Source organism: Paenibacillus oceani (assembly GCF_014705615.1).
Lineage (GTDB): Bacteria > Bacillota > Bacilli > Paenibacillales > NBRC-103111 > Paenibacillus_AB > Paenibacillus_AB oceani.
Genome location: NZ_JACXJA010000005.1, coordinates 293,982 through 320,637, shown reverse-complemented (window position 1 = coordinate 320,637; position 26,656 = coordinate 293,982). Strand labels below are relative to the sequence as shown.

At 54.7% G+C, this 26,656-nt stretch carries 27 protein-coding genes and 1 tRNA gene; 25 read left to right on the top strand and 3 right to left on the bottom strand.

What is annotated here, in order from left to right; all coding sequences use genetic code 11:
- Positions 1-22: 22 nt before the first annotated feature.
- From IDH45_RS04950 to IDH45_RS04875, 16 genes are all read left to right on the top strand, one after another.
- A complete protein-coding gene (locus tag IDH45_RS04950; RefSeq protein ID WP_190925250.1) occupies positions 23-676 on the top strand; it encodes a flagellar brake protein in 654 nt (217 codons plus the stop codon).
- A gap of 118 nt (positions 677-794) precedes the next feature.
- Positions 795-1,052: a hypothetical protein gene (locus IDH45_RS04945; protein ID WP_223836377.1), complete on the top strand. Its 258-nt coding sequence runs from the start codon at positions 795-797 to the stop codon at positions 1,050-1,052.
- A gap of 170 nt (positions 1,053-1,222) precedes the next feature.
- Positions 1,223-1,906, top strand: coding sequence for a (d)CMP kinase (gene cmk, locus IDH45_RS04940; protein ID WP_190925248.1), 684 nt, complete (start codon positions 1,223-1,225; stop codon positions 1,904-1,906).
- 1 nt (position 1,907) lies between these two features.
- Positions 1,908-2,483, top strand: a complete 576-nt coding sequence (locus IDH45_RS04935) for a lysophospholipid acyltransferase family protein (RefSeq protein ID WP_190925246.1) — start codon at positions 1,908-1,910, stop codon at positions 2,481-2,483.
- A gap of 122 nt (positions 2,484-2,605) precedes the next feature.
- A complete protein-coding gene (rpsA, locus tag IDH45_RS04930; RefSeq protein ID WP_190925244.1) occupies positions 2,606-3,832 on the top strand; it encodes a 30S ribosomal protein S1 in 1,227 nt (408 codons plus the stop codon).
- A 247-nt stretch (positions 3,833-4,079) separates the two neighbouring features.
- A complete protein-coding gene (locus IDH45_RS04925) occupies positions 4,080-4,709 on the top strand; it encodes a hypothetical protein (RefSeq protein ID WP_190925243.1) in 630 nt (209 codons plus the stop codon).
- Between the two features lie 125 nt (positions 4,710-4,834).
- Complete coding sequence (gene der / locus IDH45_RS04920) at positions 4,835-6,157, top strand: ribosome biogenesis GTPase Der (RefSeq protein WP_190925241.1); 1,323 nt, start codon at positions 4,835-4,837, stop codon at positions 6,155-6,157.
- Positions 6,158-6,314: 157 nt separating this feature from the next.
- Positions 6,315-6,950 (top strand): glycerol-3-phosphate 1-O-acyltransferase PlsY, encoded by a 636-nt coding sequence (gene plsY / locus IDH45_RS04915; RefSeq protein ID WP_190925239.1) that lies wholly within the window; start codon positions 6,315-6,317, stop codon positions 6,948-6,950.
- Positions 6,947-7,993: an NAD(P)H-dependent glycerol-3-phosphate dehydrogenase gene (locus tag IDH45_RS04910; RefSeq protein WP_317891144.1), complete on the top strand. Its 1,047-nt coding sequence runs from the start codon at positions 6,947-6,949 to the stop codon at positions 7,991-7,993. The genes plsY and IDH45_RS04910 overlap by 4 nt, the downstream gene beginning before the upstream one ends.
- Positions 7,994-8,068: 75 nt before the next feature.
- A complete protein-coding gene (locus IDH45_RS04905) occupies positions 8,069-8,350 on the top strand; it encodes a stage VI sporulation protein F (RefSeq protein ID WP_190925237.1) in 282 nt (93 codons plus the stop codon).
- Positions 8,351-8,568: 218 nt separating this feature from the next.
- The gene (locus tag IDH45_RS04900) at positions 8,569-9,798 is read left to right on the top strand and encodes a fibronectin type III domain-containing protein (RefSeq protein WP_190925234.1); all 1,230 of its coding nucleotides are present in this window, start codon (positions 8,569-8,571) and stop codon (positions 9,796-9,798) included.
- 191 nt (positions 9,799-9,989) lie between these two features.
- The gene (locus tag IDH45_RS04895) at positions 9,990-10,160 is read left to right on the top strand and encodes a DUF2768 family protein (RefSeq protein ID WP_317891148.1); all 171 of its coding nucleotides are present in this window, start codon (positions 9,990-9,992) and stop codon (positions 10,158-10,160) included.
- Positions 10,161-10,179: 19 nt separating this feature from the next.
- Positions 10,180-10,473 carry a 2Fe-2S iron-sulfur cluster-binding protein gene (locus IDH45_RS04890; RefSeq protein WP_190925230.1) on the top strand — a complete coding sequence of 98 codons (294 nt, stop codon included), beginning with the start codon at positions 10,180-10,182 and terminating at the stop codon, positions 10,471-10,473.
- Positions 10,436-11,089: a nucleotidyltransferase family protein gene (locus IDH45_RS04885; RefSeq protein WP_190925229.1), complete on the top strand. Its 654-nt coding sequence runs from the start codon at positions 10,436-10,438 to the stop codon at positions 11,087-11,089. Before IDH45_RS04890 ends, IDH45_RS04885 begins: the two co-directional genes overlap by 38 nt.
- Complete coding sequence (locus tag IDH45_RS04880) at positions 11,086-11,427, top strand: 2Fe-2S iron-sulfur cluster-binding protein (protein WP_190925227.1); 342 nt, start codon at positions 11,086-11,088, stop codon at positions 11,425-11,427. The genes IDH45_RS04885 and IDH45_RS04880 overlap by 4 nt, the downstream gene beginning before the upstream one ends.
- 39 nt (positions 11,428-11,466) lie before the next feature.
- A complete protein-coding gene (locus tag IDH45_RS04875; protein WP_223836376.1) occupies positions 11,467-12,225 on the top strand; it encodes a DUF3939 domain-containing protein in 759 nt (252 codons plus the stop codon).
- Positions 12,226-12,650: 425 nt separating this feature from the next.
- Here IDH45_RS04875 and IDH45_RS04870 read toward each other — a convergent pair whose 3' ends face one another.
- Positions 12,651-13,553: a helix-turn-helix transcriptional regulator gene (locus IDH45_RS04870; protein ID WP_190925225.1), complete on the bottom strand. Its 903-nt coding sequence runs from the start codon at positions 13,551-13,553 to the stop codon at positions 12,651-12,653.
- Positions 13,554-13,819: 266 nt separating this feature from the next.
- On the opposite strand from IDH45_RS04870, the gene IDH45_RS04865 reads away from it, so the two are divergent.
- From IDH45_RS04865 to IDH45_RS04855, 3 genes are all read left to right on the top strand, one after another.
- Positions 13,820-15,127 (top strand): ABC transporter substrate-binding protein, encoded by a 1,308-nt coding sequence (locus IDH45_RS04865; protein ID WP_190925223.1) that lies wholly within the window; start codon positions 13,820-13,822, stop codon positions 15,125-15,127.
- Positions 15,128-15,660: 533 nt separating this feature from the next.
- Entirely contained in the window at positions 15,661-17,139 is a 1,479-nt protein-coding gene (gene spoIVA, locus IDH45_RS04860; protein WP_190925221.1) for a stage IV sporulation protein A, read from the top strand.
- Between the two features lie 172 nt (positions 17,140-17,311).
- Positions 17,312-17,587, top strand: coding sequence for an HU family DNA-binding protein (locus IDH45_RS04855; protein ID WP_190925219.1), 276 nt, complete (start codon positions 17,312-17,314; stop codon positions 17,585-17,587).
- Positions 17,588-17,749: 162 nt separating this feature from the next.
- On the opposite strand, the gene IDH45_RS04850 is transcribed toward IDH45_RS04855, so the two are convergent.
- Positions 17,750-18,997: an ROK family transcriptional regulator gene (locus IDH45_RS04850; protein ID WP_190925217.1), complete on the bottom strand. Its 1,248-nt coding sequence runs from the start codon at positions 18,995-18,997 to the stop codon at positions 17,750-17,752.
- Positions 18,998-19,219: 222 nt separating this feature from the next.
- Between IDH45_RS04850 and galT the strand changes: the two genes are divergently transcribed.
- The 3 genes from galT to galE are packed head-to-tail and all read left to right on the top strand — an operon-like array spanning position 19,220 to position 22,403.
- Positions 19,220-20,203, top strand: coding sequence for a galactose-1-phosphate uridylyltransferase (gene galT, locus IDH45_RS04845; protein ID WP_190925215.1), 984 nt, complete (start codon positions 19,220-19,222; stop codon positions 20,201-20,203).
- The gene (locus IDH45_RS04840; protein WP_223836375.1) at positions 20,200-21,390 is read left to right on the top strand and encodes a galactokinase; all 1,191 of its coding nucleotides are present in this window, start codon (positions 20,200-20,202) and stop codon (positions 21,388-21,390) included. The genes galT and IDH45_RS04840 overlap by 4 nt, the downstream gene beginning before the upstream one ends.
- Positions 21,391-21,413: 23 nt before the next feature.
- Positions 21,414-22,403, top strand: a complete 990-nt coding sequence (gene galE, locus IDH45_RS04835) for a UDP-glucose 4-epimerase GalE (RefSeq protein ID WP_190925213.1) — start codon at positions 21,414-21,416, stop codon at positions 22,401-22,403.
- Positions 22,404-22,514: 111 nt separating this feature from the next.
- Here the strand turns inward: galE and IDH45_RS04830 are convergent.
- Positions 22,515-22,588, bottom strand: a tRNA-Pro gene (locus IDH45_RS04830).
- Between the two features lie 266 nt (positions 22,589-22,854).
- On the opposite strand from IDH45_RS04830, the gene IDH45_RS04825 reads away from it, so the two are divergent.
- From IDH45_RS04825 to IDH45_RS04815, 3 genes are read left to right on the top strand one after another with little or no spacing between them, the layout of a single operon-like run.
- Positions 22,855-24,390, top strand: a complete 1,536-nt coding sequence (locus tag IDH45_RS04825; RefSeq protein WP_190925211.1) for a spore germination protein — start codon at positions 22,855-22,857, stop codon at positions 24,388-24,390.
- Positions 24,387-25,505: a GerAB/ArcD/ProY family transporter gene (locus tag IDH45_RS04820; RefSeq protein ID WP_190925209.1), complete on the top strand. Its 1,119-nt coding sequence runs from the start codon at positions 24,387-24,389 to the stop codon at positions 25,503-25,505. Before IDH45_RS04825 ends, IDH45_RS04820 begins: the two co-directional genes overlap by 4 nt.
- A complete protein-coding gene (locus IDH45_RS04815; RefSeq protein WP_190925207.1) occupies positions 25,496-26,599 on the top strand; it encodes a Ger(x)C family spore germination protein in 1,104 nt (367 codons plus the stop codon). Before IDH45_RS04820 ends, IDH45_RS04815 begins: the two co-directional genes overlap by 10 nt.
- Positions 26,600-26,656 lie beyond the last annotated feature (57 nt).

Genomic DNA, 26,656 nt, shown 5'->3' with positions numbered 1-26,656 from the left:
ACATGGCTGGGAGGTCCTGAATTTGCTTCCGAAAGTGAACCAGATTTTATATTTACAGGTAAATTCCATCGACCCTGAAGAAGCCATGCAAGAATACAAGTCGCGGATTGCCGATATGACTCCGAATTACATATCGCTTGAAGTTCCTATACATGCTACGACGGGCAAGCTGAAACGATTGTATGCGGGCGACCAGATCAACGCATATTTTATGACGGAAGGCGGGGTCAAAAACTACTTTAATACCGTCGTGCTCGGATTCAAGGAAGAAGTGATCCGGCTCATTCTGATCAAAGCCCCCGTGGAAGAGCAGATTACGAAAGTGCAGCGACGCAATTTCCTGCGGGTTCCGGCCGAGCTTGAACTGGCTGTCAAGCTGAACGATCAGTTGATGTTTACGGCTTTCACCGATGACGTTGGCGGCGGAGGCGTCTCCTTTCTGTGCGATAGCCGGGTTCCGGTCAAACGGGGCGATATGGTGGACTGCTGGCTGCTGCTTCCGCTTCGCAACGGGCAGATCGAGCATGCCGGCTTCAAAGGCGAGATCGTCCGCATCAAAACGCTGGAGAACGGCAAACTGATCATAATGGTGCAGTATACGGAAATAGCGGACAGCGAGCGGCAGCGCATCATCCGGTACTGCTTCGAGCGGCAGCTCGATGTCCGCAAAAGATAACTTCAGGCGCGGCTGCATAAAAGAGGGAGCGGTTGGACATACTTCAAGACGTTTCAGATCCGAATGAGCCGATTGCGACACGGCGTCGCCAACGGACTTAACAGGAAGGTGCCGGAGTATGATCAGCCGCAGCGAATCGCGCAAGCGGAAGGCCGAAGCTCAGGAACGGGACGTTACGGAATACGAGACCGTTTTCATCGAAGTGTCGAACCGGGTCGAACGGCTGTTGCGCATAGCGGTATGGACAGGCTTGGCTGCGCTGCTGCTCGCGCAGCTTCTGCTGTTGTCTCCGGCTGTGCGCAAATGGGCGGTCAAGGTAGAGAAGCTGGAGGGCGTTCCTTTCGAGCGGAACTATGGCCGCAATTCCGGATCTTGAAAGATTCCCGCTCGGGGCCGCCGGGGCGTAGTTAAGGTGCCGGAGCGTGCATCTAACTTTGCAACGGCGGATCAGCTATGGTATAATTTACAATGGATGCAGGCGCGGCCTGCTTTTTTTTCACTCTCTTCACGATCGACCCGCAAAGGATACAAGGAGGACGCTTTCCGTTGGACAAATTCAATATTGCGATCGACGGTCCCGCAGGCGCAGGGAAGAGCACCGTTGCACGTCTCGTAGCAAAGGAGCTCGGCTTTATTTATATCGATACGGGAGCGATGTACCGTGCCGTTACCTGGAAAGCGCTTCAGTCGGGCATTACGGCGGAAGACCGGGAACAGCTTGTGGAGATAGCATCGAAACTGCGGATCGAGCTGCTTCCGGGTGAGCATGGCCAGCAGGTGCTGCTGGACGGAAGCGATGTGACCGGCCTTATTCGTTCTCCTGAGGTTAATCAGAACGTATCGGCGGTATCGGCAATCCCGGAGATTCGGACGCTTCTCGTAGCCAAGCAGCAGGAGATGGCGGAGGCGGAAGGAGTCGTGATGGACGGCCGCGATATCGGCACGCACGTGCTGCCTGACGCCAAAGTTAAAATATTTCTGACTGCAAGCGTGAAGGAAAGAGCGGAGCGCCGCTACTTGGAGATGAAAGCTAGGAACGAAGACGTATCGCTCGAGAAGCTGGAGCGGGAGATCGCCGAAAGGGACAGAATGGACGAGCAGCGCGAAGTATCGCCGCTTGTGCGCGCCCGTGACGCGGTCCTGCTCGACACGACCGGTATTGCCATACCGCAAGTCGTGGAACGGATATTGGAGCTTACTAAATCGGCCGAAGGCAAGGGGACCCGATAATATGCAGTTGTACCGATTCGGCAGATTCGTATGCCGCGTCTTTTTCAACACGTTTTTCCGGCTGGAAGTTTCGGGCATGGAGAACGTGCCGGAGCAAGGGGCGGTCATACTGGCCTCCAACCATATAAGTACGCTTGATCCTCCGCTCGTCGGCACCCCTCTTAAGCGGGTCGTCCGTTTTATGGCGAAGGAGGAACTGTTTAAAGTTCCGGTGCTGGGTACTATTATCCGCAATGTCGGCGCTTTTCCGGTCAAACGGGGCGGCGTCAGCAAGGAGTCGATCCGGCACGCCCTGCAGCTGCTTAAAGAAGGCGGCGTAATGGGGATTTTTCCCGAAGGAACCCGGGGCGGCGGTATGGGCAAGAAAGGTGCCGCCAGTCTGGCGCTGCGTTCCGGCGCGGTTGTGATTCCGGTGGGTATTATTGGGAATTATAAGATGTTCAGCAAAATAAAAATTGTGTACGGAAAGCCGGTCGACTTGTCCGCTTACCGGGAATCGACCAGTTCGGATTCGCTCGAACAGGCTACCGAGCATATTATGTCTTCCATACGTGAGCTGCTAACCGCTCGGAAGTGAGCATGCGGCGCTTCAAAATGACTCGCACGTTGCTTCGGGCGTATGGAAATGGTATCTTGGAATTATACTAAAGTTATGGTTTGATGATCAGTTTGTGGTTGTCAGTCGAGGAGGGTATTCAAATGTCAGAAGAGATCAACGTACAAGAAAATGCAGAAAACGTCAGCCAGGATATGTCCAGCGTAGTGGCCTACAAGAAAGGCGACGTCGTTAAAGGCAAAATCGTAAAAATTGAAGATAATCAGGCAATCGTCGATATCGGTTATAAATACGATGGCGTCGTTCCTCTGAAAGAGTTGTCCAACGTTGCTTTGGACAACGCCGCTGAAGCGGTGGAAGTCGGACAGGAAATCGAACTGAAAGTGCTGAGCCTGGACGACGGCAAAGAGAAGCTGCTTCTGTCCAAGCGCGCCGTAGACAGCGAGCAATCGTGGGCTGACCTGCAGTCCAAGCTGGATCAGGGCACGGTTATCGAAGCACAGGTGAAGGAAGTTGTCAAAGGCGGTCTTGTCGTTGACATAGGCCTTCGCGGATTCGTGCCGGCTTCGATGGTAGAGCGCCACTTTGTAGAAGATTTCTCCGACTACAAAGGACGCACGCTTCGCCTGAAAGTGAAAGAACTGGATCGCGAGAAAAACAAAGTCGTCCTGTCCCAAAAAGATGTATTGGACGAAGAGTTCGAAACAAACAAGAAAAAATTGATGGGCGAACTGCAAGTTGGCCAACAGCTGGACGGAACGGTTCAACGCCTGACTCAATTCGGCGCATTCGTAGATATCGGCGGCATCGATGGTCTAGTTCATATTTCCGAGATGGCTTGGCATCATGTCCAGCAGCCTTCCGAAGTCGTAGCGGAAGGCGACAAGGTGAAGGTTCAGATCTTGAAGCTGGACCCGGAGAACGACCGGATCAGCCTCAGTATTCGCGCAACCCAGCCGGGTCCTTGGCAGCAAGCTGCCGATAAGTTCCAGACCGGCGAGATCGTTACAGGTACCGTCAAACGTCTTGTCGGCTTCGGCGCATTCGTTGAAATCGCTCCGGGCGTCGAAGGTCTCGTTCATATTTCGCAAATTGCCCACCGCCATATCGGCACTCCACATGAAGTGTTGAAGGAAGGGCAAGAAGTGAATGTGAAAGTACTGGATTTCAATCCGGCCGAGAAACGCGTTTCCCTCAGCATCAAAGAAACGGAAGAAGCTCCGGAAGCGCCTGCTAAACCGGAACGCGAACGCAAAGGCGATCGCGGCGGTTCCCGCGGCAGCAACCATAACGAACCGATTCCTCCTAGAGAAAGCCTCAACATGACGCTGGGCGAGCGTTTCGGCGACAAGTTGAGCAAGTTCAAGTAAGACTTGCAAGACCTGAATGAAACGATAAACGGCTTCTTCATAGAGGCCGTTTTTTTGTTTTTCTGCGCCCAAATCAGCCTCTTCATGGCGGGGGTCTTCGTTTGCGATTACCTTATTAAAAAGCGTGGACTCTACAAATACTAAACAGACGCGAGCTGCTGTATGGAGGTTTGGCAACGCGGCACCGAGCAGACGAGAGGAAGCGTTTTTTTGTAAGGCGAGCATTGGAAACGGGGGAAGATGCGGCATGAATGCAGGCTTTCTGAGCTGGATTCTTATTTTGGTAACGTTTATTTTGCTGGCGAGCGGCTGGAAAACCTTCCTGCTTCGGGGCGTGTCCTACCAGGCCATCCTGACTTTTTTTGCAGCCTGGTGTGTGGCGAGCCGATTCGATGTATCCATGGGAAAAGGCTGGGCGGTGAACGGGGTGATCGTGCCGCTGCTGATTCTCATTGGAGCCGCTTTGTGGAGGCAGCGTTCGTTTCTGGGTGGGCTGCACGGCTTGTCGTTCGGCCTGTTCCTTGCATCGGTTTATTATTTGCTTAAGCATATGGGCGACATCGACCCCTTTTTCCTTCCCAGCCGTGTCACATTCGGAGCGGCGTTGATTTTGGCGCTTCTAGCTGCGATACTTGTCCGCAAACCGGAGGATCAGATCGCATGCCTCAGCTTTGCGCTGCTGTGCGGAAGCGCCTTGTACGGATATGTTCACAAAGGACAATCCGCTATGCCTTTTGCAGGACTTCCTTTCCAGGACGAATGGTGGCTGGCTGTCGGTTCCGCTCGGTTGATGTCGTCTGCTGCCGAGACGGTCGTCGGCTCCGTCTGCGAAGTATCCAAAAGCTTGGCGGACCGCTGGAGGGAAACTAGAAAATAGGGAAGGCTGCCCATACGCAAAAAGGAATTGCAGCATGTCCTGCGTCAAGAGCAACTTCACTTTGTTGGGTGAATTTGTTATGATGGTTATCGTGAGTAATTTAGGGATTAGGGAGTTGAAGCTGCATGGCACGTCCCATCGTGGCGATCGTAGGCCGTCCGAACGTCGGCAAATCGACAATCTTTAATAAGATTATCGGAGACCGGCTCGCGATCGTGGAAGATAAACCCGGCGTAACCAGGGACCGGATATACGGGGTCGGGGAATGGATGGGCAGATCGTTCAGCGTCATCGACACCGGCGGAATTGAAGTATACGGAGAAGACGAGATTTTGAAGTCGGTCCGTATGCAGGCGGAGCTTGCCATCGAGGAAGCGGACGCCATCATTTTCATGGTAGATGCCAAAGCAGGCATGACGCCGTCGGACACGGAAGTGGCGCAGATGTTGTACCGCGCGCAAAAACCGGTCATATTGGCCGTTAATAAAGTGGACAACATGAAACGGCAGGATGATATTTACGAGTTTTATTCGCTCGGATTCGGAGACCCGATCGGCATATCGGGGGCACACGGCATCGGTATCGGAGATATGCTGGAGGCTGTGATGAACATCCTTCCCGAACAGGATGACGAGGAGTACGGTGAGGATACGATTCGTGTTGCCGTCATCGGCAGACCGAACGTCGGTAAATCATCGCTCGTCAACGCGATTCTGGGCGAAGAGCGCGTGATTGTAAGCGATCAGGCCGGAACGACGCGGGATGCGATCGACACGCCTTTCGAGAAGGACGGACAGAAGTTCGTGCTGATCGATACGGCGGGGATGCGCAAGCGCGGCAAAGTGTACGAATCGACGGAAAAGTACAGCGTCATGAGAGCGATGCACGCGATCGAGCGGGCGGACGTTGTGCTTGTCGTCATTAACGGCGAAGAAGGCATTATCGAGCAGGACAAGCATATCGCCGGATATGCGCATGAAGCCGGGAAGGCCGCGATTTTCGTAGTCAACAAGTGGGACATCGTCGACAAGGACGACAAGACGATGCAACAGTTTACGGAAAAAATACGCGACCACTTCTTGTTTATGACGTATGCCCCGGTCGTATTCGTATCCGCCAAAACCAAGCAGAAGCTGCACCGCCTGTTGCCGGTCGTGATCGATGTAAGCGAACAGCATTCGATGCGGGTACAGACGCATCTGCTGAACGATGTCGTCTCCGACGCGGTAGCGTTTAATCCTCCTCCGACCGACAAGGGCAGACGGCTGCGCATTAATTACGCTACGCAAGTATCGGTCAAGCCGCCGACCATCCTGCTGTTCGTCAATGATCCGGAGTTGATGCATTTCTCGTATGAACGGTATTTGGAGAATCGCATCCGCGCGGCCTTCAGTTTTGAAGGTACGCCGATCCGATTATTTACGCGCAAGAAGACGGACGACGAGTAGGGACCTTCGAAATAGTGTCCCTGCTTTTGGCTGCGAACGTTTGTCCGCCCTGTCAAGCTGTTCGCCAGGCGGGCTGTAATTTCGCAGGCACGGAGCAGGTCCGAATAGTTAGAGCGGGCAGACTCGCTCGAATCGGGGATCATGAGGGAGAGAATGGTTGGTGCACACGTTTGTTCCGGTAATCGTAGCTTATTTGCTCGGCTCGATCAGTTTTAGTTTTTTGTACGGAAAATGGTTTAAAGGAATCGATATCCGCAAGCATGGAAGCGGCAACGCGGGTGCTACCAATACGCTGCGCGTCATCGGCGTGGGGCCGGCCATCGCTGTTCTGCTGCTGGATGCGGCTAAGGGCATCGGGGCGGTCTGGATCGGCAAATGGCTGGGAGCTGGCTCCGATGTATCCTATATCCCGATATTAGCCGGCTTGGCGGCAATCGCAGGACATAACTGGCCGATTTATTTCGGATTCAAAGGCGGCAAAGGAATTGCCACTACGATCGGTGTCGCCGCTACACTGTGCTTTATCCCGGCGCTTATTACAGGGATAGCCGCTATTTTACTGATTGCTGCAACTCGTTATGTCTCCTTGGGCTCGCTGGTGTTTACCGGCCTGATGCCTGTTCTCGTCTGGCTTATGGACTATCCGGTCGACGTGTTCTGGGGGATTTTGTTAATCGCTATATTCGCTTTCGTTCGTCACCGGACTAATATTGTGAAGCTGGTGAAAGGCAAGGAAAGCAAGATCGGACAAAAAGCAAGCGGAACGGCCGCAGGAAAGGGGAAAGCCGGATGAGTCTGCGCAGGGCGGCGGTTCTCGTCGCAGGAAGTATGGGAACGGCGCTGGCGTCTCTACTGGCGGACAATGAATACGACGTAACGGTATGGACGAGAAAAGAAGAGCAGGCAGAGCAGATGAACCGGGAGCGGAAAAACCGGAAGTATACGGGAGATTTCGGGCTTTCGGAGCGGATCACGGCTACCGCTTCGATGGAGACGGCGCTCACCGGCGCGACAGCAGTTATTTTCGCCGCCCCGTCTCATGCTACGCGGGAGGTCGCTCGTCTGGCACGGCCGTTTCTCGATTCGGACGCCATCGTCATCCATGCGACGAAAGGGTTTGAACCCGAGACGATGAAGCGGATGACGAAGGTTCTCGCCGAGGAGCTGACGCAAATCGATCCGGGACGTCTGGTGGTAATGTCCGGTCCTTGTCACGCCGAGGAGCTGATTCAGCGCTCGCCGACTACCGTCGTCGTGGCTGCCGATCAGTTGGAGGCCGCTCAGCGTGCGCAGGATGTTCTCATAAGCCCGTATTTTCGGGTGTATACAAATCCGGACGTTACAGGCGTCGAACTCGGAGGCGCCCTGAAAAATATTATCGCGCTCGGAGCCGGCTTGTCGGACGGACTCGGGTTCGGTGACAACGCCAAAGCCGCTTTGCTCACAAGAGGGCTGGCCGAGATCGCCAGACTGGGCGTCGCTTTGGGCGGTAACGCCCTTACGTTTGCCGGGCTGGCCGGCGTAGGGGACCTGGTCGTAACGTGCACCAGCAAGCACAGCCGGAACTGGCGTGCCGGCTATATGCTCGGACAAGGCAAGCCGCTGCAGGAAGTGCTGGAGACGATGGGGATGGTCGTAGAAGGCGTCAAAACGACGAAGGCGACCTACTCCTTATCGCAACAACATGAAGTGTCGATGCCGATCACCGAGCAGCTGCACGAGGTGCTGTTTGCCAGCGTAGAGCCGCAAATCGCCGTCGGCCGCCTGATGGGACGTCTGCGCACCCATGAGATCGAAGATATCGCTCTGGAATCGGCGGAGAAATGGACGCTCTAATCGTTGCGTCCCGCCTACACGCTCTAGCCTCCGGCCTCATACAATACGGTAAGTCACCGTTTAAGGAGGTCAGGCATGAGCGGGAAAAATATTTCCAAGGACGTTCTGAACACCGTCAACAAAAAGACCGGCAAATCCGTCTCGGAAAAGGACATCTACAAGCTGGCGAGCGGAGTGAAGCCGTCCACGATGCAGAACGAAAAGCAGCTTCGGCAGCTGATCAAGCAAGTTTCCGGAATGGTGAACGTACCGGTTTCGGAATCGACCGTCAACGAGATTATTAGTGCCGTACAAAAGAGCGGCTTGAATCCGAACAATATGGAGTCCTTGATGAAAATGATCATGGGCAAAAAGTAAGGTCGCCGCAAAGAAAACGCAAATCCGGTCGTTCGGGTTTGCGTTTTTTTGTCGAGAAAGTATAGAGGGGGCTGTTTCCAAAGGTTTCAATAGAAAGTTTTCTTATCCAAAATGTAAATTTCGTCCATTGTGACAAGTTGTTCGTTTTCACCGCTCTCCTTACAATGAGAACGTACGTTCTGATGACGTGCGAATACTCATAAAAGGAGAGAAAACGGTTGAAAAAAGTTTGGTTGATGCTGCTGCTGATCGCAAGCCTGTTATTTGGAGGGACGAACGCGTTTGCGGATTCCAGTGCGCCGCTTCCGGGGCTCTTGAGGGGCAAGCCGGCGGCTGCTCCGGGAACGGTTTTGTTTAAAATGACCGACGGGCTGATGCAAACGTACGAAACGGTGGGCGGGACCGCATACAGCTGGACCTTTGCCCGGCCAGTCGATGTGAGCGGGTTTTTGTTTTATGCTGACTCGCCTCATGCCCAGCTCCATCTGTACGACGAACGTGGGGCAGGGGTAGCCGGTTCGGGAGCGACGACGACGGAGCCAACCGCTCCTTTCCCGATTCAAGTATCCGGAGTCAAGACGGTCCGCCTGACGTCGGCGGACCCGGGAACGCTGGTCAAGGTATATGAGCTGGAGCTGTACGGCTCGCCTTCGCCGATCGTCCCCACCACTCCGACGGGGCTAACCGCTGCCCCATCCGACAGGGCGGTTGATCTCGTCTGGAACGCCGAACCGTATGCGACGGGATATCATGTAAAAAAATCGCCCTACTCCTATGGCGGACCGTATTCGGTTGTACAAACGGTGTACGGAACCAGCTACCGCGACACGGCAGTCGCTAACGGCATTCCGTATTATTATGTCGTCTCCGCCTTTAACGAGTTCGGAGAGAGCCCGAATTCGCAGCCGGTCTGGGCGGTGCCATCGCTTCGGCCCCCAGCGGCTCCGCTTCATTTGACAGCCGTGCCTGGTGACAGCAAGGTGATGCTGCAATGGGAGACCGTAACCGGCGCCGTATATTATAACGTGAAGCGGACTTCAGGCGTCGGCGGCACTTATACAACTGTGGGCAGCAGCGTATACGGCTATTATACGGACTTGACGACGAACAACGGGACAACATATTCCTACGTTGTTACCGCCGTTAACGGGGCCGGAGAAAGCGCGCCAAGCACATCGGCCGCCGCGACTCCTTACGCCCCCGCCCCCGACCGGGCCTTGCTGGTTATTCTACTGAACACCGGCGCGATCAAAGAGTACGATCTGACGCTGGCGCAAGCGAACGCATTCGTTGCCTGGTACGACAACCGGGCGAGCGGCTGGGGAGCGCCGGGCGTATATCCGCTCAATCGCGGAGACAATAACCGCGGTCCGTTCGCCCAAAGAACCGACTATATCGCCTTCCCGAGCATCGTATCGTTCGAGATCAACGCTTATTCTTCCGAGTAATCCAACGTATGAATACTGTGCTGAACCGTATGCGGATCGACCGCAGCGGTTCTTTTTCATTGCATCGTTTTTGTTCCGAACGGCTGGAAAGCCGGAAATGTCGGGAAATCGTCAATTTCACAAACGACTGACGGAATGCTATAATCAGGGACGATAGAACTAATGGCATAGGGTGATATTAATTGAGCAGCATGGATAAAATGTGGGCCTCCTTCATCGGAATGGGGCTGATGATTTTGGCTTCCTTTATTATTACATTCGCCAGAATCAAAACCAAAGGTTTCGTACGCATCATACTGACGATTATTGCTTTCGTCATCTTGCTTGTGTCCGTCGTGTACATGATACTATCGATTCTATAAGTAGACGGAGGGAATGAAGTTGATTGAGCTGATAGGCCGAAGCAGAAAAAAAACGGTGGAAGCCGAGGTGGGCAAGACGATTTTGGAGCTCGCCCTCCAGGCGGATGTCGACTGGGGTTTCAATTGCAAGCGGGGGACGTGCTCGCGTTGTAGATGCCAGGTGCTGGAAGGGATCGAATATTTGAGCGAACCGAACAAGGCGGAGCTGCTCGGGCTCGACGATGAGGAGTTAGAGGAAGGATTCCGGCTGGGATGCCAAACGAAGGTGAATAGCGATGGAGCGATTACCGTCCAAAACAAGCCTTACTTTTGAGCCCAGACTGGAGTCCGTTCCTTCTCATGTGACAGCAGCTATAGCCGTTCTTGGACAAAAGCTGGCAGGCTGCGAAGGGGCATGGCTTGTGGGAGGCAGTTGCGGCGCTTTGCTGCAGGGTGTGCCGCTTGATGCCAGCCCGCGGGACCTGGACGTGTACGCGGACGCCGGCTTCGCTGCGGAGCTGCACGGCCGCCTGGCGGACCTGGCGACGGACGAGCAGGCTTACAGCGAAACCGGCATGTACGGCTCGCTGCTCAGCCATTACTCGATAAAAGGTTTGCAGGCCGAGCTCGTAGGCAGCCTTACCGTCCATAAGGACGACGCGGAATATACAGTGCAGGTAGAAGAATTGCTGGCCGATTATGCCTGGGCCGGCCGGATCAGCGGCGTCCCGGTGAAGTTTATGCCGCTTGCCCATGAACTGCTGTTTAACGTGCTTCGGGACCGGGCGGACCGGTTTGAGCCGATTGCAGGCGCCATGCGGGAGCAGCCGGAAGCCCACCTGCCGCTGCTTGCGGTGATGCTTGGCCGCAACCGGATCGGCCCGGCCTATTCGGAACGGATACGCAAGCTGCTTCAATTGCCCGCAGACTGGGAGGTACGTAAGCCATGACCTTCGACATCCGTTTTTTGCCTGATGACAAATCGGTTCGGGTCAAGCCGGGCACCTCGGTGCTGGACGCCTCGAGGAAGGCGCGCGTGCTCATCCGTACCCGCTGCGGCGGGAATGCGGCCTGTCTCATGTGCAAAGTATCGGCCGAGTCCGGGGAGGGATTGTCCGCACCTTCCGATAACGAGAAGCACAAGCTCGGCAATCAGCTCACGGAAGGCGTCCGGCTGGCATGTCAGGCGAAAGTAACGGGGAACTGCACAGTGATCATTCCGGAAGATCCGTTAAAGGCGGCGGTAAGGGCTCAACTGGCCAAACAGCGCGAGGACGACCTCTGGTAACCGTACGACGACAGCCTACTTTCAGAAAGGATAGATCCGATGCAAGCGATGGATAAAGCCTGGCGCAATCTGCTGGGTAGACTGGCCGGCCTTATTGCTGTGGCGATGCTGCTGACGGTTGCGGCGGGATGCATGTACCCGAAAGAAATGCGTAAAGAAAACCAGACGAACGTCTCCGATAGTTTGATGCTTGTGCAAAACGCGGTGAATCAATACAAAGAAAAAACCGGCGTTTTGCCGATTAAAAACTCGGTTTCGGATACGCCGCTGTACGAAAAATACGTGCTCGATCTGAAAAAGCTGATTCAAGGCCCGTATTTGGGGCAAATTCCTACGATCGCTTTCGAGAACGGGGGATCGTACTTGTTCGTTCTTGTCAATCCGGAACAAAAGCCGGAAGTGAAACTGATCGATGTGATCGCGTACCAGAAAACCGGCGATTTGCAAAAGCGCGTAGATAGCTACAAAACGGCGAATAACGGCGCAGTGCCAACCGGCGAACCGGCCGGCCAGGACGTGTTTCGGCTCGATTTCACCAAGCTGGGCATCAAGGCGGAGCAAGTGCAAAGCGTCTACTCGCGCCAATATGCCGGCTTCGTCATCGACAAGCAGGGGACGGTCGCGGTGGATTATGCTGCCGATATTATGCAGGCGATGCAGCGCAAAGGAATAAAGTCGGCGGACGCTGGTTCGGATCTTCGCGAGGTGCTGGTGACGGAATCGCCTTTCGTGCCGGCCAAATCATTTCCTTATTATTGGGTCAACAACGAGCCGCAAGCTTCCTCGGCCGCTCATTGAATCTTCCATTACCGAAGAACCGTCCGGATGTTGCCGGACGGTTTTTTCAACGTCAGAATGTTTAAGTTCGCTAAAAGCCTTCGCTTACGCAGGGGCATTCGTCGCGTCGCGGAAACGGCTTCGTTTAGAAGCTTTTTTTATAAAAGAAAGTTTAAGTTCTTCACCATAGTATAGTCAAGAGCTGTTCCCTTCCTTGTCGTCGTCGAGCCAGCAAGTATCGCAAGTCGTTCATCGCGGTCGGGTGGCCGTTTGGACCTTCTGCCCTGCTTCAAGCGGGGGAAGGAACCGTATACTTCCATCAGTGGGCTGGAAATAAGGGGTATAACCGCCTTTATTCGTCGCCATCGTCCACAAATACTGAAAATAAAGGGTGCCAGAGCTCCGCTGCTGTTTAAGCGCATACATGATCGCCGCTGAGCCGCTGACTACAGCCCGGACTGCGAGCGATGCCGAAATTCCCGCGGGGTGATCGCGGTGACGCTTTTAAAGATGCGGCTGAAATGCGATGACGAGGCGAACCCGAGCGTATAGGCGATATCGGTGAGCGAGATGTCTTTGCGGGCGAGCATCAGACGTTTGCTCTCCTGAATGCGCTGCAGCAGCACGTACTGATAAAAGGCGACGCCTTTTTCACGTTTAAAGGTACGGGTCAAATGCTCGGGGCTGACGTGGAACAACTCGGCTACGCTTTGCAGAGACAAGTCCTCGTGCAGATGAGATTCGATATATTGGCAGCACCGGTCCGCCAAATCCTCGGGCAGGCAAGGCCCCCGCGATTGTTCGTAAGCGGCGAACTGCTCGTCGACCATCCTTCCGATCATGACGGTCAAGCTCGTCAGTTGGGCCATCAGCATCTGCTCCCAGCCTCTTCGTTGCTCCATCAGCTCGGTGTGCATCAGCTGTACGATCTGTTTAAACAGCGCGAACATATTCATCGATAGACGGATATGGTGGCAGGGGACGCTGCCGAACCATTCCAGCGAATGGGCCGGTGCCGGACTGACCGCCATCGCCTGCAGCATGGCATCGTCGATACAGAGGACGACGCGTTTGTACTTGTCGGCGTTGTCGACGAACACCTGGTGGGGAACGTGGCCGGGAAACAACAGGATATGCCCCGGCGACGTTTTATAGATGCGGCTGCCGACCACGTACACCGCCGTTCCCGCCAAGCTCAGATTAATCTCGATGCCCGGCTGAACGTGCATTTTGTATCTATGATACCTCAACGATTCATTTCTCAAATAAATGGGAAACCGACGGAAATTGTTCTCGACGATCGGATTCGATACGGGCAGCTGATTGATTAGGACTCGATCTAGTTTCACGATACATCCCCTTTTCCCAAACAAAATAGTTCCCGCTTGTAATGAATTATAGAATATGAAGATGTTGGTAGGCAACTCGGGTATGCGAAGGGTCTAACGCTCGAACGGTCGGACGGAGTGAACGAAGCGAAGGGGGGACGCAAAGGCCGCGATCAATATTGTGACATTCATTTGATCAAAGATAGGCAAGTATATTTCGGCAAGCCGGGTTACAATTGAAAGCGCAAACAACATAGGAGAGCAATCGAAAGGGGAGGAAGATGGTTATGAACGGGAAAAAGAAAAAAACCAAGCTGCTGACGGTTGCCGCGGCGCTGCTGCTGTCGGTTGCCGTATCCGCATGCGGAGGCGCGCCAAGCACGGGAAATGAGGCCGCCCCCGCTGATCCGCAGCCCCAGAAGCGTGATCCGGTAACGCTGACTTTTTTGTACAACGGTTATTCCAAGGAACTGGTTGACGAGTTGAAAAGCAAAATTGAGACGAAGTTCCCCCATATCAAGCTGAACGTGATGATGGAAGCCAAAGGAGCGACGCTCGAAGACGTCATCGGGTCGGGAACGGAGCTCGACGCGGTGGCGCGGACGGCGGGCGGCGTATTCCAAGCGATGAAGTTTCAGGTGATGACCGACCTTACGCCTTATATCGAGAAAAGCAAATTCGATCTGAACCGGTTTGCTCCGGGCGTGCTGGAATCGATCAAATCGTATTCGCCGAAGGGAGAAATATTGTTCATGCCGTATGAGCTGAACAATACGACGCTGGTGTACAATAAATCGATCTTCGATAAGTTCGGCGTGCCGTATCCGAAGGACGGTATGACCTGGACGCAGATCTACGACTTGACCAAGCAAATATCCCGGATGGAAGGCGGTACGAAATACAAGGGGATTAAGCTGAACGCGCTCAACATGATTTATCGCAACCAGCTAGGCCTTACGTTTATCGATCCGAAAACGTTCGCCCCGACCGTCAATACGGAGCAGTGGAAAAAGTATGTCGAGACGATGACGAGCTTTTACACGATCCCGAATAACGAGCCGGCGAGCGATGACGACGTCAATTTCTTCAACCGCCAAACGCTCGCGATGCGGGTCGGACCGAGCCCGCTGGATCTGCTCCCGGCCGCGGTGGAGAAAGGGCTGGACTGGGACGTCGTAACACTGCCGCACTTCGATGGCATGAAGGGCGTCGGCTCGCAGATGAACGCGCCTTTTTTCTCGATGGTGCCGACCAGCAAGCATAAGGAAGAAGTGTTTGAAGTGCTCGCGTATTTGGTATCGGACGAGATTCAAGCGGCTAACTCCCGCAAAGGGCGCGTATCGGTTCTGCGCAGCGAGCAGGTGATGGCGGAATTCGGCAAAGATTTGCCGATTTTGCAAGGCAAAAACATAAAGGCGTTTACGGCGGAGAAAATCGCCAAGCCGATCGTCAGCACGTATTATGATGGCGGAGCACGCTCCCGGATGAGTCAGGTGGTGGACCGGCTCGTCGGCGGGCCGGACGACTTGAATACCGCCTTGCGCAAAGCCGAGGAAGACATCAAGAAACAGATCGCGGACGATCCGATCAAATAACGAATCAACCACCACCCATGTTCGAACCCCCGAAACCCGTCGGGGGTTTCTTTTTTTGCCGGGCCGGCGGAGCGGGCGGGAAACGGCGGGAGATACGGGCGAATTATTGCCGGGCGAAGCCAGTTGTTCCGAATAACTGTCCGGCAGGCTACATATAGTGGTTGAAGGGTAACTTTACCGCAGAGGAGCTGGAAGAAGATAGATTTGTAGACTATTTCTGTTGATCTATCGAATCCATTCTTTGGGGAAGATCAGGTTTGCCTATGCAGCATACCGACTTGATAACCGGGCGATTGATAGTTTGACGCAGGCATTGGCTTGGAGGAGGGGCATTGTGAGCGGTCATCCGGTAAACAGGACGGAGTGAAAAAACTTTTCTTCCGTTCCTGTCATAAAGCGAATCCTAGTACATATATTTTTTACTAGTTCAAAAGCATGTACGAGTATCGTCGCACTGTGATTCGGCCGGCAGCCGTCAACAATCGAGGTTGCGACATCTGCTTCGTTCATCATCCTGCTGGGAGGGGATCTCATTGGAGAAAGTGGATATCTTTAAGGACATTGCGGAGCGCACGGGAGGGGACATCTATCTCGGAGTCGTAGGCGCGGTCCGGACAGGGAAATCTACGTTTATTAAACGGTTCATGGAAACATTGGTGTTGCCAAACATCCAGAACGAAGCCGAACGGGTCCGGGCTACCGACGAATTGCCGCAAAGCGCTGCGGGCCGGACGATCATGACGACGGAACCGAAATTCGTGCCAAACAACGCGGTTCGGTTGAACGTGGCCGAGGGGCTTAACGTGAATATCCGGGTCGTCGACTGCGTCGGTTATGCCGTGCAGGGAGCGAAAGGGTATGAGGACGAAAACGGTCCCCGCATGATCACGACGCCCTGGTTCGAAGAGCCGATTCCGTTCCAGGAAGCCGCCGAGATCGGCACGCGCAAAGTCATTCAGGAACATTCGACGCTTGGCGTCGTCGTGACGACCGACGGTTCGATCGCGGAAATTCCCCGCTCCTCTTATGAAGAGGCGGAAGAACGGGTAATCAACGAGCTGAAGGAAGTCGGCAAGCCGTTTATTCTGATCGTCAACTCGATCAAGCCGACAGCCCCGGAGACGATCGAGCTGCGCAATGAATTAGCCGCCAAATACGATATCCCGGTTATGGCCACCAGCGTGGCGGCGATGACCGAAGACGATATTTTGCAAGTGATGCGCGAAGTGCTGTACGAATTCCCGGTGCACGAAGTAAACGTCAACTTACCGAGCTGGGTGATGGTGCTGGACGAGAACCATTGGCTCCGTTCGCACTTCGAGAATTCGGTCCGCAATACCGTCAAGGACATCCGCCGTCTGCGCGACGTCGACCGGGTCGTCGGACAATTCGATACGTACGATTTCATTGAGCGCGCCGCTCTTGCAGGGATGGATATGGGGCAAGGGGTTGCCGAGATCGACCTGTACGCTCCGGATGAGCTGTACGATAAAATTTTGATGGAAGTCGTCGGCGTGGAAATCCGCGGCAAAGACCATCTGCTCCAGCTGATGCAGGACTTCTCGCACGCGAAGCGCGAGTACGACCGGTTCGCGGAATCGCTCGAGATGGTCAAGACGACCGGTTACGGGATCGCGCCTCCGAGCCTCGAAGATATGTCGCTTGATGAGCCGGAACTGATCCGCCAAGGCTCCCGATTCGGGGTCAGGCTGAAAGCGACGGCGCCGTCGATCCATATGATCCGCGTCGACGTCGAGTCGGAATTCGCTCCGATTATCGGCACGGAAAAGCAAAGCGAAGAGCTGGTCCGTTATCTGATGCAGGATTTCGAAGACAATCCGCTGAAAATATGGGAATCCGACATCTTCGGAAGATCGCTGCACTCGATCGTCAGGGAAGGCATCCAGGGCAAGCTGGCGATGATGCCGGACAACGCGCGCTACAAGCTGCAGGAAACGCTCGGACGCATTATAAACGAAGGCTCCGGCGGCTTGATCGCGATTATTCTCTAAATTCCAAAACGCGCAATTTCTCCGGCTGGAGAGACTTGCGCGTTTTTCTTGCGGGATCGGCTGGCCTTGCTGCACCTAATTTCGAATATTTTCGCGCCCCACGTATAATTTCATCGGAATCGGTGAACACAGAGAATACAAGCATTAGAACGCGAAGGGGGAGGTGAATGGCATGAATAAATCGGAGTTGATCGCGAAGGTGGCGGAATCGACCGACTTGTCCAAAAAGGATATAACGAAAGCGGTAGACGCCGTGTTCGATGCGATTACGGAAGCTTTGCAAGGCGGGGACAAAGTTCAACTTGTGGGCTTCGGCAATTTTGAAGTTCGTGAACGTTCTGCGCGCAAAGGGCGTAATCCGCAAACAGGCGAGGAAATCGACATTCCGGCGAGCAAGGTTCCGGCATTTAAGCCCGGCAAGCAATTGCGGGATGTATGCGCCCAATAACGGAGTCGTCATACGGTATCGCTTTGGCGAGGTTCCTTATAACTTCGCACTGATCCGATATAAGGCTAGGCTGCAACTATAAATAAGCGTCGGCACGATTCGTGCCGGCGCTTATTCGCTTTTTTGGGCAACTTCCCGTGCAGCGTGTGCTTGGGCTATACCTTAAGGCTCCGAATGGCTGACGGCTGCTTCGCCCTGAAGCTGCGGCAGCTCGAAAATCCGGCTGAGCACCGCCGTAACGGCTCCGATCGCCGTGGCTCTGTCCCCGAGCTGGGAAGTCTCGATAACGAGGCTGGTTACGGACGACTCGAGGGCGCGCGATCGTACCGTTTCGTTAAGCGGACCGGTGAGCAGATCTCCGGCTTGGGCGACGCCTCCGCCCAAAATAATTTTTTGCGGATTCAGCGTATGGATCATGTTCGTCAAGCTGATGCCGAGCAAACGGCCGGCTTTGCCGAACGCTTCCAGCGCCAGCACGTCTCCTTGCAAGGCCGCCTCGTAGACATGCTCGCCGGTAATCGAAGCGAGGTCCGAAGGAACCGGCGGAAGCAGCGCGCTTTTGCGCCCGAGAGCGATCTCGTTTTGCACGCTTTCCGCGATGGCCGGTCCGGATACGAGCGCCTGCAGGCAGCCGTAATTGCCGCAGCTGCAGCGGGGACCGTTCAGATCGACCGTCGTATGGCCGAGCTCGCCTGCGGAGTAGCTGCTCCCTCTAAAAATTTGCCGGTTCAGCACGATGCCGGCCCCCACGCCGACTCCGATATTGACGCATATAAAATGATCAGTCAACTGCCCGCCCCCGAACCATAACTCTCCGAGCGCCATGGCGACTACGTCGTTTTCCACATACACCGGTAGTCCGAACTCGCTTTCCAGCACAGCGCGGATCGGGACTAGCCGCAAATTCAAATTCGGGGCAAAAATCGAGACGCCTTCCTCCGGATTGACCAGCCCGTGCATGCCGACGCCGATGCCGAGCACCGTCTGCTCCGCTGCGGCCGATGCAATCAGCTCGGCTACGGACCGGGACAACAGCTCGAGAAACGTGTCCGCATCGGGGCGGGGAGGCAGCGGACAGCGCAGCTCGCGGATGAGGCCGGCGTCCAGATCGGTCAATACCGATTTGATCGACGTAATTCCGACATCAACTCCGACGATGGCGAACGAGCGGGAATTCAGCTTGAGCAAGATCGGCTTCCTGCCTCCGCTGGACGCTCCGACCTCGCTTTCTATAATAAATTTTTGTTCCAGAAGCTCGCTTACGATGTTCGTTACCGTCGGCGGAGTCAGCATCGTTTTCTTGGCGATGTCCGCCCGCGAGATCGGTCCGAGATTGCGTATGGTCGTGAGCACGAGCGTGCGGTTGAGCGATTTCATCAGCTGAAAGCTGCCGATCAACGGCTTGATCATCGGATTCATCCTGTCTGCGAGATAAAGTAGTGTAAAGCTTTCTTTATTAGAATAACTAATTAAGTTTTGGAAATCAATTGCGAGATAAGGAGATTGAGGCGAAATTTCGAGGGATATAAAATTTTTTTCGATTGTAATTATACGGTTGTGTGAGTATCATAGGGTATAGTTAATTAAAATAATTAATAAAGTCTAACCGACTTCGCTTAAGGAGGATGTTCCATGGCCGAACTGCGCTACAATCCGCTGCTGCGGGATTGGATCATGGTGGCTTCAAACCGGCAAAACCGGCCGCACATGCCGAAAGGGTATTGTCCCTTCTGCCCGGGCTCCGGCAAAGTGCCGGACGAGTACGACGTGCACATGTACGAAAACGATTTCCCTGCACTCAGCCCCAATCCGCCGGAGCCCGATCCGGTAGCAACGTCGCTGTATAAGGCAGAGAAGTCTTACGGGAAATGCGAGGTCGTGCTTTACTCGCCGGACCATACGAAAACGCTGCCCGAGCTCTCGGTTCCGCATATCGGCAAGCTGATCGATTTATGGACCGAACGGTTCACCGAGTTGTCCAAAGACCCGCGCCATCAGTACGTGATGATTTTTGAAAACCGCGGCGAGGAGTGTGGAGTAACGATGCCGCATCCGCACGGGCAGATTTACGCGTATTCGCATATGCCGCTCAAGCTGAAGACGGAGCTGGCTAGCTGCAAATTGCACCATGAGGAGAACGGTACTTGCCTGTTCTGCGACATGAACCGGGAAGAAGCGGCTTTCCGTCAGCGGGTCATCATCGAGAACGATCATTTCTTATGTTATTTGCCGTATTTTACGGACTATCCATACGGTGTCTTTATCGTAAGCAAACGCCATATGACGGCGCTGCCGGACTTTACGCCGGAAGAGAAGACGGCGCTTGCCGAGATACTGCGGGATACGACCGGAGCGATGGATCAGCTGTTCGACAAGCTGTTCCCGTACATGATGGTGATCCATCAAAGACCGGTTAACGGGGACGACGCGGAATCGTATTATCATTTTCATATCGAGTTTTACCCGCCTCTAAGAGACAAAGATAAAATGAAGTGGTACGCCTCCTCGGAGATGGGAGCCTGGGCGGCCGCGAATCCGATGGCGGTGGAGGAGACGGCGCCGAACATGCGCGAGGCGTATGAACGCTTCCTGAGAAAGGACGGTAGATTGCAATGACAGTTATGACTTACGATATCGGCTTGCTTCAACAATCGTTCGCAGAGCGGTTCGGCGATCGGGAGGGAGCCGTTCTGTTTTTTGCCCCGGGCCGGGTTAATCTGATCGGCGAGCATACCGATTACAACGGCGGTTATGTGTTTCCGGCGGCTTTGACGTTCGGCACGTATGCGCTGGTCAAGCCTCGCACCGACGGGTTGTACCGTTTCCGTTCGATGCAGTTTTCGGCGGAAGCCGACGTCCGGACCGCTAATGTGCAGTTCCGTCAGGAAGACGATTGGGCGAATTATCCCAAGGGTGTGCTGTCGGAGCTGCTCCAGCTGGAGGGCGGAGCGCACGTTCACCGGTTCCAGGGCGCGGACGTTCTGTACGACGGCAACGTCCCGAACGGAGCGGGGTTATCTTCCTCAGCTTCGATCGAGCTTGTCACGGCGATTGCTCTGACGGCTCTGGCCGGGATCAATTTGCCGATGATTGATTTGGTGAAGCTGTCCCAGAGGGCGGAGAACCGGTTTGTCGGGGTCAACTGCGGAATTATGGACCAGTTCGCGGTCGGTATGGGCAAGGAAGCTCACGCCGTTATGCTGAAATGCGATACTTTGGAATACCAGTATGTTCCGTTTCGTATCGAAGGCTGCAAGCTGATCATTACGAATACGAACAAGCGGAGAGGGCTGGCCGATTCCAAATACAATGAGCGTAGACAGCAATGTGAAGATGGGTTAAAGTGGATACAGGAAAAGCTGCCCGGCCTCTCTAGTCTTGGCGAGCTGTCGCTGGCCGAGTGGGAGCGGGTCCAAGACGCGATTCCCGATCCGCTCATTCGCTGCCGGGTGGAGCATGTCGTCACGGAAGACGATCGGGTCTTGAAGGCTTGCTCCAGTTTGGAGCAAGGCGACCTTGCCGCATTCGGCGAGCTGATGAAAGCTTCTCATGTATCGCTGCGCGATCTGTACGAGGTGACCGGCTTCGAGCTGGACACTTTGTTCGAGGAAGCTTGCGCGATCGAAGGCTGTATCGGGACGCGGATGACTGGAGCCGGCTTCGGCGGCTGTACGGTCAGCATCGTCCGCAACGAGGCTGTTGAGGCGTTCCGGCGGATCGTCGCCGAGCGTTACACGGCCAAGACGGGACTTACCCCGTCGTTTTATGTCTGCGACATCGGAGACGGCGCGAGGCAGCTATAAAGTCAGGTAGGAGGAGCTCAAGCATGACCATTCTTGTTACCGGCGGTGCCGGATATATCGGCAGTCATACCGTTGCCGAGCTGATCTCCCGCGGGGAGAACGTAGTCGTTGTCGATAATCTGGTGACCGGACACCGATCGGCCGTGTCGGCCGCAGCCCGATTCTACGAGGGAGATATCCGCGACGCAAGCTTTTTGAACCGGGTATTCGCTGAAAATGAAATCGAAGCGGTCATTCATTTTGCCGCCAGCTCCCTGGTTGGAGAAAGTGTCAGCAATCCGCTCAAGTATTACGACAATAATCTGCTTGGCACGTTTTCCCTGGTCAGTGCGATGGCCGGGCACGGAGTGAACAAAATCGTTTTTTCTTCCACGGCCGCTACGTATGGGGAGCCGGAGCGCGTTCCGATCGAGGAGACCGCCCCGACCCGTCCGGAAAGCCCATACGGGGAAACGAAGCTCGCGATGGAGAATTTGTTCCGCTGGTGCGATCAGGCTTACGGGATCAAATTCGTATCGCTTCGCTATTTCAACGCCTGCGGAGCTCATCCGGACGGGACGATCGGCGAAGATCATACGCCGGAGAGCCATCTGATCCCGATCATCCTGCAAGTGCCGCTCGGCCAGCGGGAGCAGATCGGCATCTTCGGTGACGATTATCGGACCGAAGACGGCACATGCATCCGTGACTATATTCACGTGATGGACCTTGCGGACGCTCATCTGCTGGCGCTTGCTTATTTGCGCGCCGGCAACTCGAGCGATATTTTCAACCTCGGTTCTGGTACGGGCTTCTCCGTCAAACAGGTCATCGAGCTGGCCAGAGAAGTGACCGGCCATCCGATACCAGCTGCGGTATCGCCGCGCAGAGCCGGAGATCCGGCCGTGCTGATCGCCTCTTCCGGGAAAGCGCAGCAAGTGCTAGAGTGGAAGCCGCGCTACAACGATCTGAAAACGATCATCGAGACGGCATGGAACTGGCATAAGGAACATCCTCAGGGCTACGGAGACTGAATGAATGCGGCGTTTTCGCGGCAAACGCGACTGCGCCGCTTTTCCTAAACAAAAAAAACCGTCTTCTTCATCTGCAATGCTGCAGGAAGAAAACGGTTTTTTGTTGATCGATCGGAGTAACACGATTTGAACGTGCGACCTCACCCACCCCAAGGGTGCGCGCTACCAGGCTGCGCTATACCCCGATGACAGAAACTCGGTTCAATATGTAACATTATAATGGGCTGTTAACAGTTTGTAAAGCACTCTCTGCCATAATTTAACGATAGGCGGAATGTAATACAACTTGATTTCGTCCCGCACCATTACCGCAATACATAACAAGGGCAGGCCGCGGTTCCCCCGACCGGTCAGGCATGAAATGGAAACCGTGTTGCCGAATAGAGATCTTCCTAAGCTTCCATTCTATGGAGTGTAAGTTACGGAACTCGCGAAACGGGGAGAACGGATCATGAAATCAAAGTGGCTGCGGTGGTTAAGGGGCGAAGCGTCGCTGCAATCGAGCCGGCAGGCTGCGCAAATTATCAGGAACGAGATTGCCCGGCAACTGAATACCAACTTGTCGGATCTGTACGCTTTGTTCAGTCTCACCCCGGAACTGGTCGTCCGGATGCTGGTGATCAAACAAAGCGGTAAGCAGGCCGCACTGGTGTATCTGGAAGGCATGACGGACAAGATTTCGATCGACCAGCATATCATCCGTCCGCTCATCGAGGAAGAGAAACAAAGCGGGGAGCTTGGCATATCGGCCGGACCGGTATACAAGACGCGGCAGTGGTCCAACATCGAGACCAGCATCCTGGACGGCTGCAGCGTGCTGTTCGTCGAAGGTTCCGGCGAGGCGTATCTCATCCGTACCCAAGGCTGGCCGCAGCGGGCGATCGAAGACCCGCAGCTCGAAGCGTCTCTGAAAGGAGCGCACCAAGGGTTCGTAGAGACGGCGATCCAAAACGTCGCGCTCATTCGCCGGTATATCCAGAGCCGCGAGTTAAAAAATAAAGAGATGATCGTAGGCTCGCGCGCTAAAGCGAAGCTGTCGATCCTATACATCGCCGATCTTGTCAAGCCGGAGCTGCTGAAGGAAATGACGGACCGGCTCGGCAACATCAAAGTGGACAGCATTTTGAATTCCGGAGAGCTTGCCGAATATATCGAGGATAATCCCTTTTCGCCGTTCCCCCAGTTCATTGCCACGGAGCGGCCCGACACGGCCGCCTCGCACTTGCTGCAAGGCCGGATCGTCGTCATCGTCGACCGCTCGCCGAGCGTATTGATCGGCCCCGCCACCTTCTGCTCTTATTTCCAGAGCGTCGACGACTACAGCACCCGCTGGCCGATCGCTTCCTTTATACGGCTGCTCCGGTACTTGGGCTTTTTTCTTTCTACGTTTTTGCCGGCGATCTATATCGCGGTCATCTCGTTTAATTACGAGATCATTCCGCTCGATCTGCTCATCTCGATAGGCGAGTCCCGGGAACGCGTGCCGTTTCCGCCCATTGTCGAAGCTCTGATTATGGAAATCACGCTGGAGATGCTGCGGGAGGCGGGAATCCGGCTGCCTTCGCCGATCGGGCAAACGGTCGGCATCGTCGGCGGGATCGTGATCGGGCAGGCTGCGGTACAGGCGGGCATCGTCAGCAACATTATGGTGATTATCGTAGCTTCGACTGCGATTGCGTCTTTTATTTTGCCCAGTTACGATATGGCGTCGGCTATCCGTCTGCTCCGGTTTCCGGTGATGATCGTCGCTTCGATGTTCGGGCTGATCGGCATTGCGATCGCACTGATGATCCTGGTCGCTCACCTGATCTCGCTCGAATCGCTGGGCACCCCGTACGGGACACCTTTTGCTCCGGTCCGCCTCTCTGATTGGAAGGATACGCTGATCCGGCTTCCCTTGTGGAGCATGAAGGACCGCCCGAAGGAGACGAGGACGAAGCAGAGCCGCAGGCTGGGAGAGCCGGAACCGGGCGGTGAAGGGGAATGAAACGATACGGATTCAATGAAATTACGCTGATGCAATACATCACGATCATTCATGGGGGCCAGGTCGGGGTAGGGTTGCTGACGCTGCCTCGAGAAATGGCAAAAACCGCGGGCACCGACGGCTGGATGGCGATCGTGCTCGGCTGGGCAATCGCCGTAACGACCAGTCTGTGCATCGTCGCGGTTATGCGCCGGTATCCGGACGATACGATTCTCGATCTGATTCGGCGTTTGTTCGGCAAATGGGCGGGCCGGGCGGCCGCTGTCATCTGGCTCGCGTACTTTGTGGCTGCCTTTGCGGCTGTTCTCGCAACATCCGTTTCGATTACGAAGGTGTGGGTTCTCTCGCAAACTCCGGCGTATATGACCGTGCTGCTGTTTCTGCTGCCGACCGTGATGGTGGCCCGCAGCGGTATTCGCATACTCGGCCGTTATGCGGAGCTTGTATTTTACTGTTCGCTCGCAGCCCCGCTTTTTCTGATCGCGCCGCTCAAGGACAGCCACCTGGTCCATATTCTCCCGTTGATTAAAGGGGAATGGGCAGGCGTGCTGCAAGCGGTTAAACTGACAGCCCCTTCCTTCCTCGGATTTGAAGTCGGGTTTTTCCTGTATCCGTTCCTCCTTCGGAAAGAGCGGGCGTATACGGGGGTGGTCATTGCCAATACCTTGTCCATGATCGTGTTTATGCTCGTTATTTTTTCCAGCAATTTATTTTACAGCCCGGACCAGATTGCGGAATTTACCTGGCCGACCTTAAGCTTGCTGAAGGTAATTGAATTTCACTTTCTGGAGCGGTTCGACATCGTGTTTCTGGCGTTTTATTTGTTCCTGCTGTCGACTACCTGGACCCCGCTGCTGATGCTGGCCGGGCATTGTGCAAGCCGGCTGACCGGACAGGCAGATCATGCGCCGCACGTGTACGCGATAGCGGGGACGATATTTGCCGTATCGGTGTTTTATTTTCCTGCGGTCAAGGGGCTGCGCCTGATGGAACAGCTTTGGTCCAGAAGCGGTCTTGTACTGGCTTATGTGACACCATTTGCCCTACTCCTCGTGCTGGCTGTAACGGACCTGATCCGAAAAAAACGGAGGACGGAGGGGCGCCAATGCGGATAATGCGCTCAGGCATCGCCTTCGCCCTGCTTGCAATGCTTCTGGGCGGCTGCTACGACCAGACGAATCTGGAGGACATTACGCTCGCCCTGACTTTGGGTGTCGACGTTGAGGACAACGAGCTGCTCATCTATACATCCAGTCCGGTATTCAGCAAAGAGGCGAAGCAAAAGACGGAAGATTACGGCGTTAAGGCGACATCCATTCGTCAGGCTCGAGGGAGGCTGGATTCGATGGTGACCGCGATGACAAAAAGCGGCAAAATCCAATCGATCCTGATTGGGAAGCAAGTATTGGAACAACCCGGCTGGTTTAAGCTGCTGGACACCTTAATGCGCGACGCAAAGATGACCGTTAACAGCAGGATTATTGCCGTCGACGGGAGCGTGGCGGATATTATGGAGTTTACTCCGGAGGATAAGCCGCGATTGTCCCAGCATATCGCCAAGCTGATCGATACGGCCAGCCGTCGGAACATCTCGTTTAAGACGACTGTGCAGGAATTTCATCGACAAATGTTCGATAAGGGAATGACCCCTTTCGTCGCCGAGCTAAAGAAAAAGCGGCAACTGGAAATAACGGGGGCGGCTTTGCTTGATGAGCGGGGGAAATATGCCACTTCACTCGGACTTCAAGAAACGACGCTGCTCCAATTGCTGCAAAACGAGAAAAAGGCGGATACGTCGCTGACGATCCCGCTTCCGGCCGCCTCGACGAACGGACAGCTGCTGAACAACCGGGCCAGCTTTTATGTTAAACGGGCGAAGACGAAAATCCGGCCAACCTTCGAAAAAGGCAAATTCGTGTTTCAGGTGAAGCTGAGTCTCGATGCGGCCATATCGGAGAATCTGAATTCCGATGTGCAGGAGGAGCAGATCGGACCGATCATCCAGGCGGAGCTGGATAAAGAGGTTACGAGCCTGATCCGCAAGCTTCAGAAGCACCGGGTCGATCCGGTGGGCTTCGGCATGTACGCCCGGGCTTACACGTACAGGGAATGGGTGAAAGTGAAAGATCGGTGGGCGGAATCGTTTGCGGAGGCGGATATCCGGCTTGTTACGAGCGTCCGGGTCGTCGGCACCGGAATCATGCAATAGCCGAAGCGGCAGCGAATTGACAACAGGGTCGTTTTGCCGCATCATAGGAGCAAACGG

What these genes read in the sequence shown, in the direction of transcription:
- IDH45_RS04885 (WP_190925229.1), top strand. Translation starts at nt 10,436, where the DNA reads ATGGAGCGATTACCGTCCAAAACAAGCCTTACTTTTGAGCCCAGACTG.
- IDH45_RS04840 (WP_223836375.1), top strand. Translation starts at nt 20,200, where the DNA reads ATGACAGTTATGACTTACGATATCGGCTTGCTTCAACAATCGTTCGCA.
- IDH45_RS04925 (WP_190925243.1), top strand. Translation starts at nt 4,080, where the DNA reads ATGAATGCAGGCTTTCTGAGCTGGATTCTTATTTTGGTAACGTTTATT.
- galE (WP_190925213.1), top strand. Translation starts at nt 21,414, where the DNA reads ATGACCATTCTTGTTACCGGCGGTGCCGGATATATCGGCAGTCATACC.
- galT (WP_190925215.1), top strand. Translation starts at nt 19,220, where the DNA reads ATGGCCGAACTGCGCTACAATCCGCTGCTGCGGGATTGGATCATGGTG.
- IDH45_RS04905 (WP_190925237.1), top strand. Translation starts at nt 8,069, where the DNA reads ATGAGCGGGAAAAATATTTCCAAGGACGTTCTGAACACCGTCAACAAA.
- IDH45_RS04875 (WP_223836376.1), top strand. Translation starts at nt 11,467, where the DNA reads ATGCAAGCGATGGATAAAGCCTGGCGCAATCTGCTGGGTAGACTGGCC.
- IDH45_RS04850 (WP_190925217.1), bottom strand. Translation starts at nt 18,997, where the DNA reads ATGATCAAGCCGTTGATCGGCAGCTTTCAGCTGATGAAATCGCTCAAC.
- IDH45_RS04910 (WP_317891144.1), top strand. Translation starts at nt 6,947, where the DNA reads ATGAGTCTGCGCAGGGCGGCGGTTCTCGTCGCAGGAAGTATGGGAACG.
- IDH45_RS04945 (WP_223836377.1), top strand. Translation starts at nt 795, where the DNA reads ATGATCAGCCGCAGCGAATCGCGCAAGCGGAAGGCCGAAGCTCAGGAA.
- IDH45_RS04815 (WP_190925207.1), top strand. Translation starts at nt 25,496, where the DNA reads ATGCGGATAATGCGCTCAGGCATCGCCTTCGCCCTGCTTGCAATGCTT.
- IDH45_RS04880 (WP_190925227.1), top strand. Translation starts at nt 11,086, where the DNA reads ATGACCTTCGACATCCGTTTTTTGCCTGATGACAAATCGGTTCGGGTC.
- IDH45_RS04820 (WP_190925209.1), top strand. Translation starts at nt 24,387, where the DNA reads ATGAAACGATACGGATTCAATGAAATTACGCTGATGCAATACATCACG.
- rpsA (WP_190925244.1), top strand. Translation starts at nt 2,606, where the DNA reads ATGTCAGAAGAGATCAACGTACAAGAAAATGCAGAAAACGTCAGCCAG.
- IDH45_RS04855 (WP_190925219.1), top strand. Translation starts at nt 17,312, where the DNA reads ATGAATAAATCGGAGTTGATCGCGAAGGTGGCGGAATCGACCGACTTG.
- IDH45_RS04825 (WP_190925211.1), top strand. Translation starts at nt 22,855, where the DNA reads ATGAAATCAAAGTGGCTGCGGTGGTTAAGGGGCGAAGCGTCGCTGCAA.
- IDH45_RS04895 (WP_317891148.1), top strand. Translation starts at nt 9,990, where the DNA reads ATGGATAAAATGTGGGCCTCCTTCATCGGAATGGGGCTGATGATTTTG.
- der (WP_190925241.1), top strand. Translation starts at nt 4,835, where the DNA reads ATGGCACGTCCCATCGTGGCGATCGTAGGCCGTCCGAACGTCGGCAAA.
- IDH45_RS04865 (WP_190925223.1), top strand. Translation starts at nt 13,820, where the DNA reads ATGAACGGGAAAAAGAAAAAAACCAAGCTGCTGACGGTTGCCGCGGCG.
- IDH45_RS04935 (WP_190925246.1), top strand. Translation starts at nt 1,908, where the DNA reads ATGCAGTTGTACCGATTCGGCAGATTCGTATGCCGCGTCTTTTTCAAC.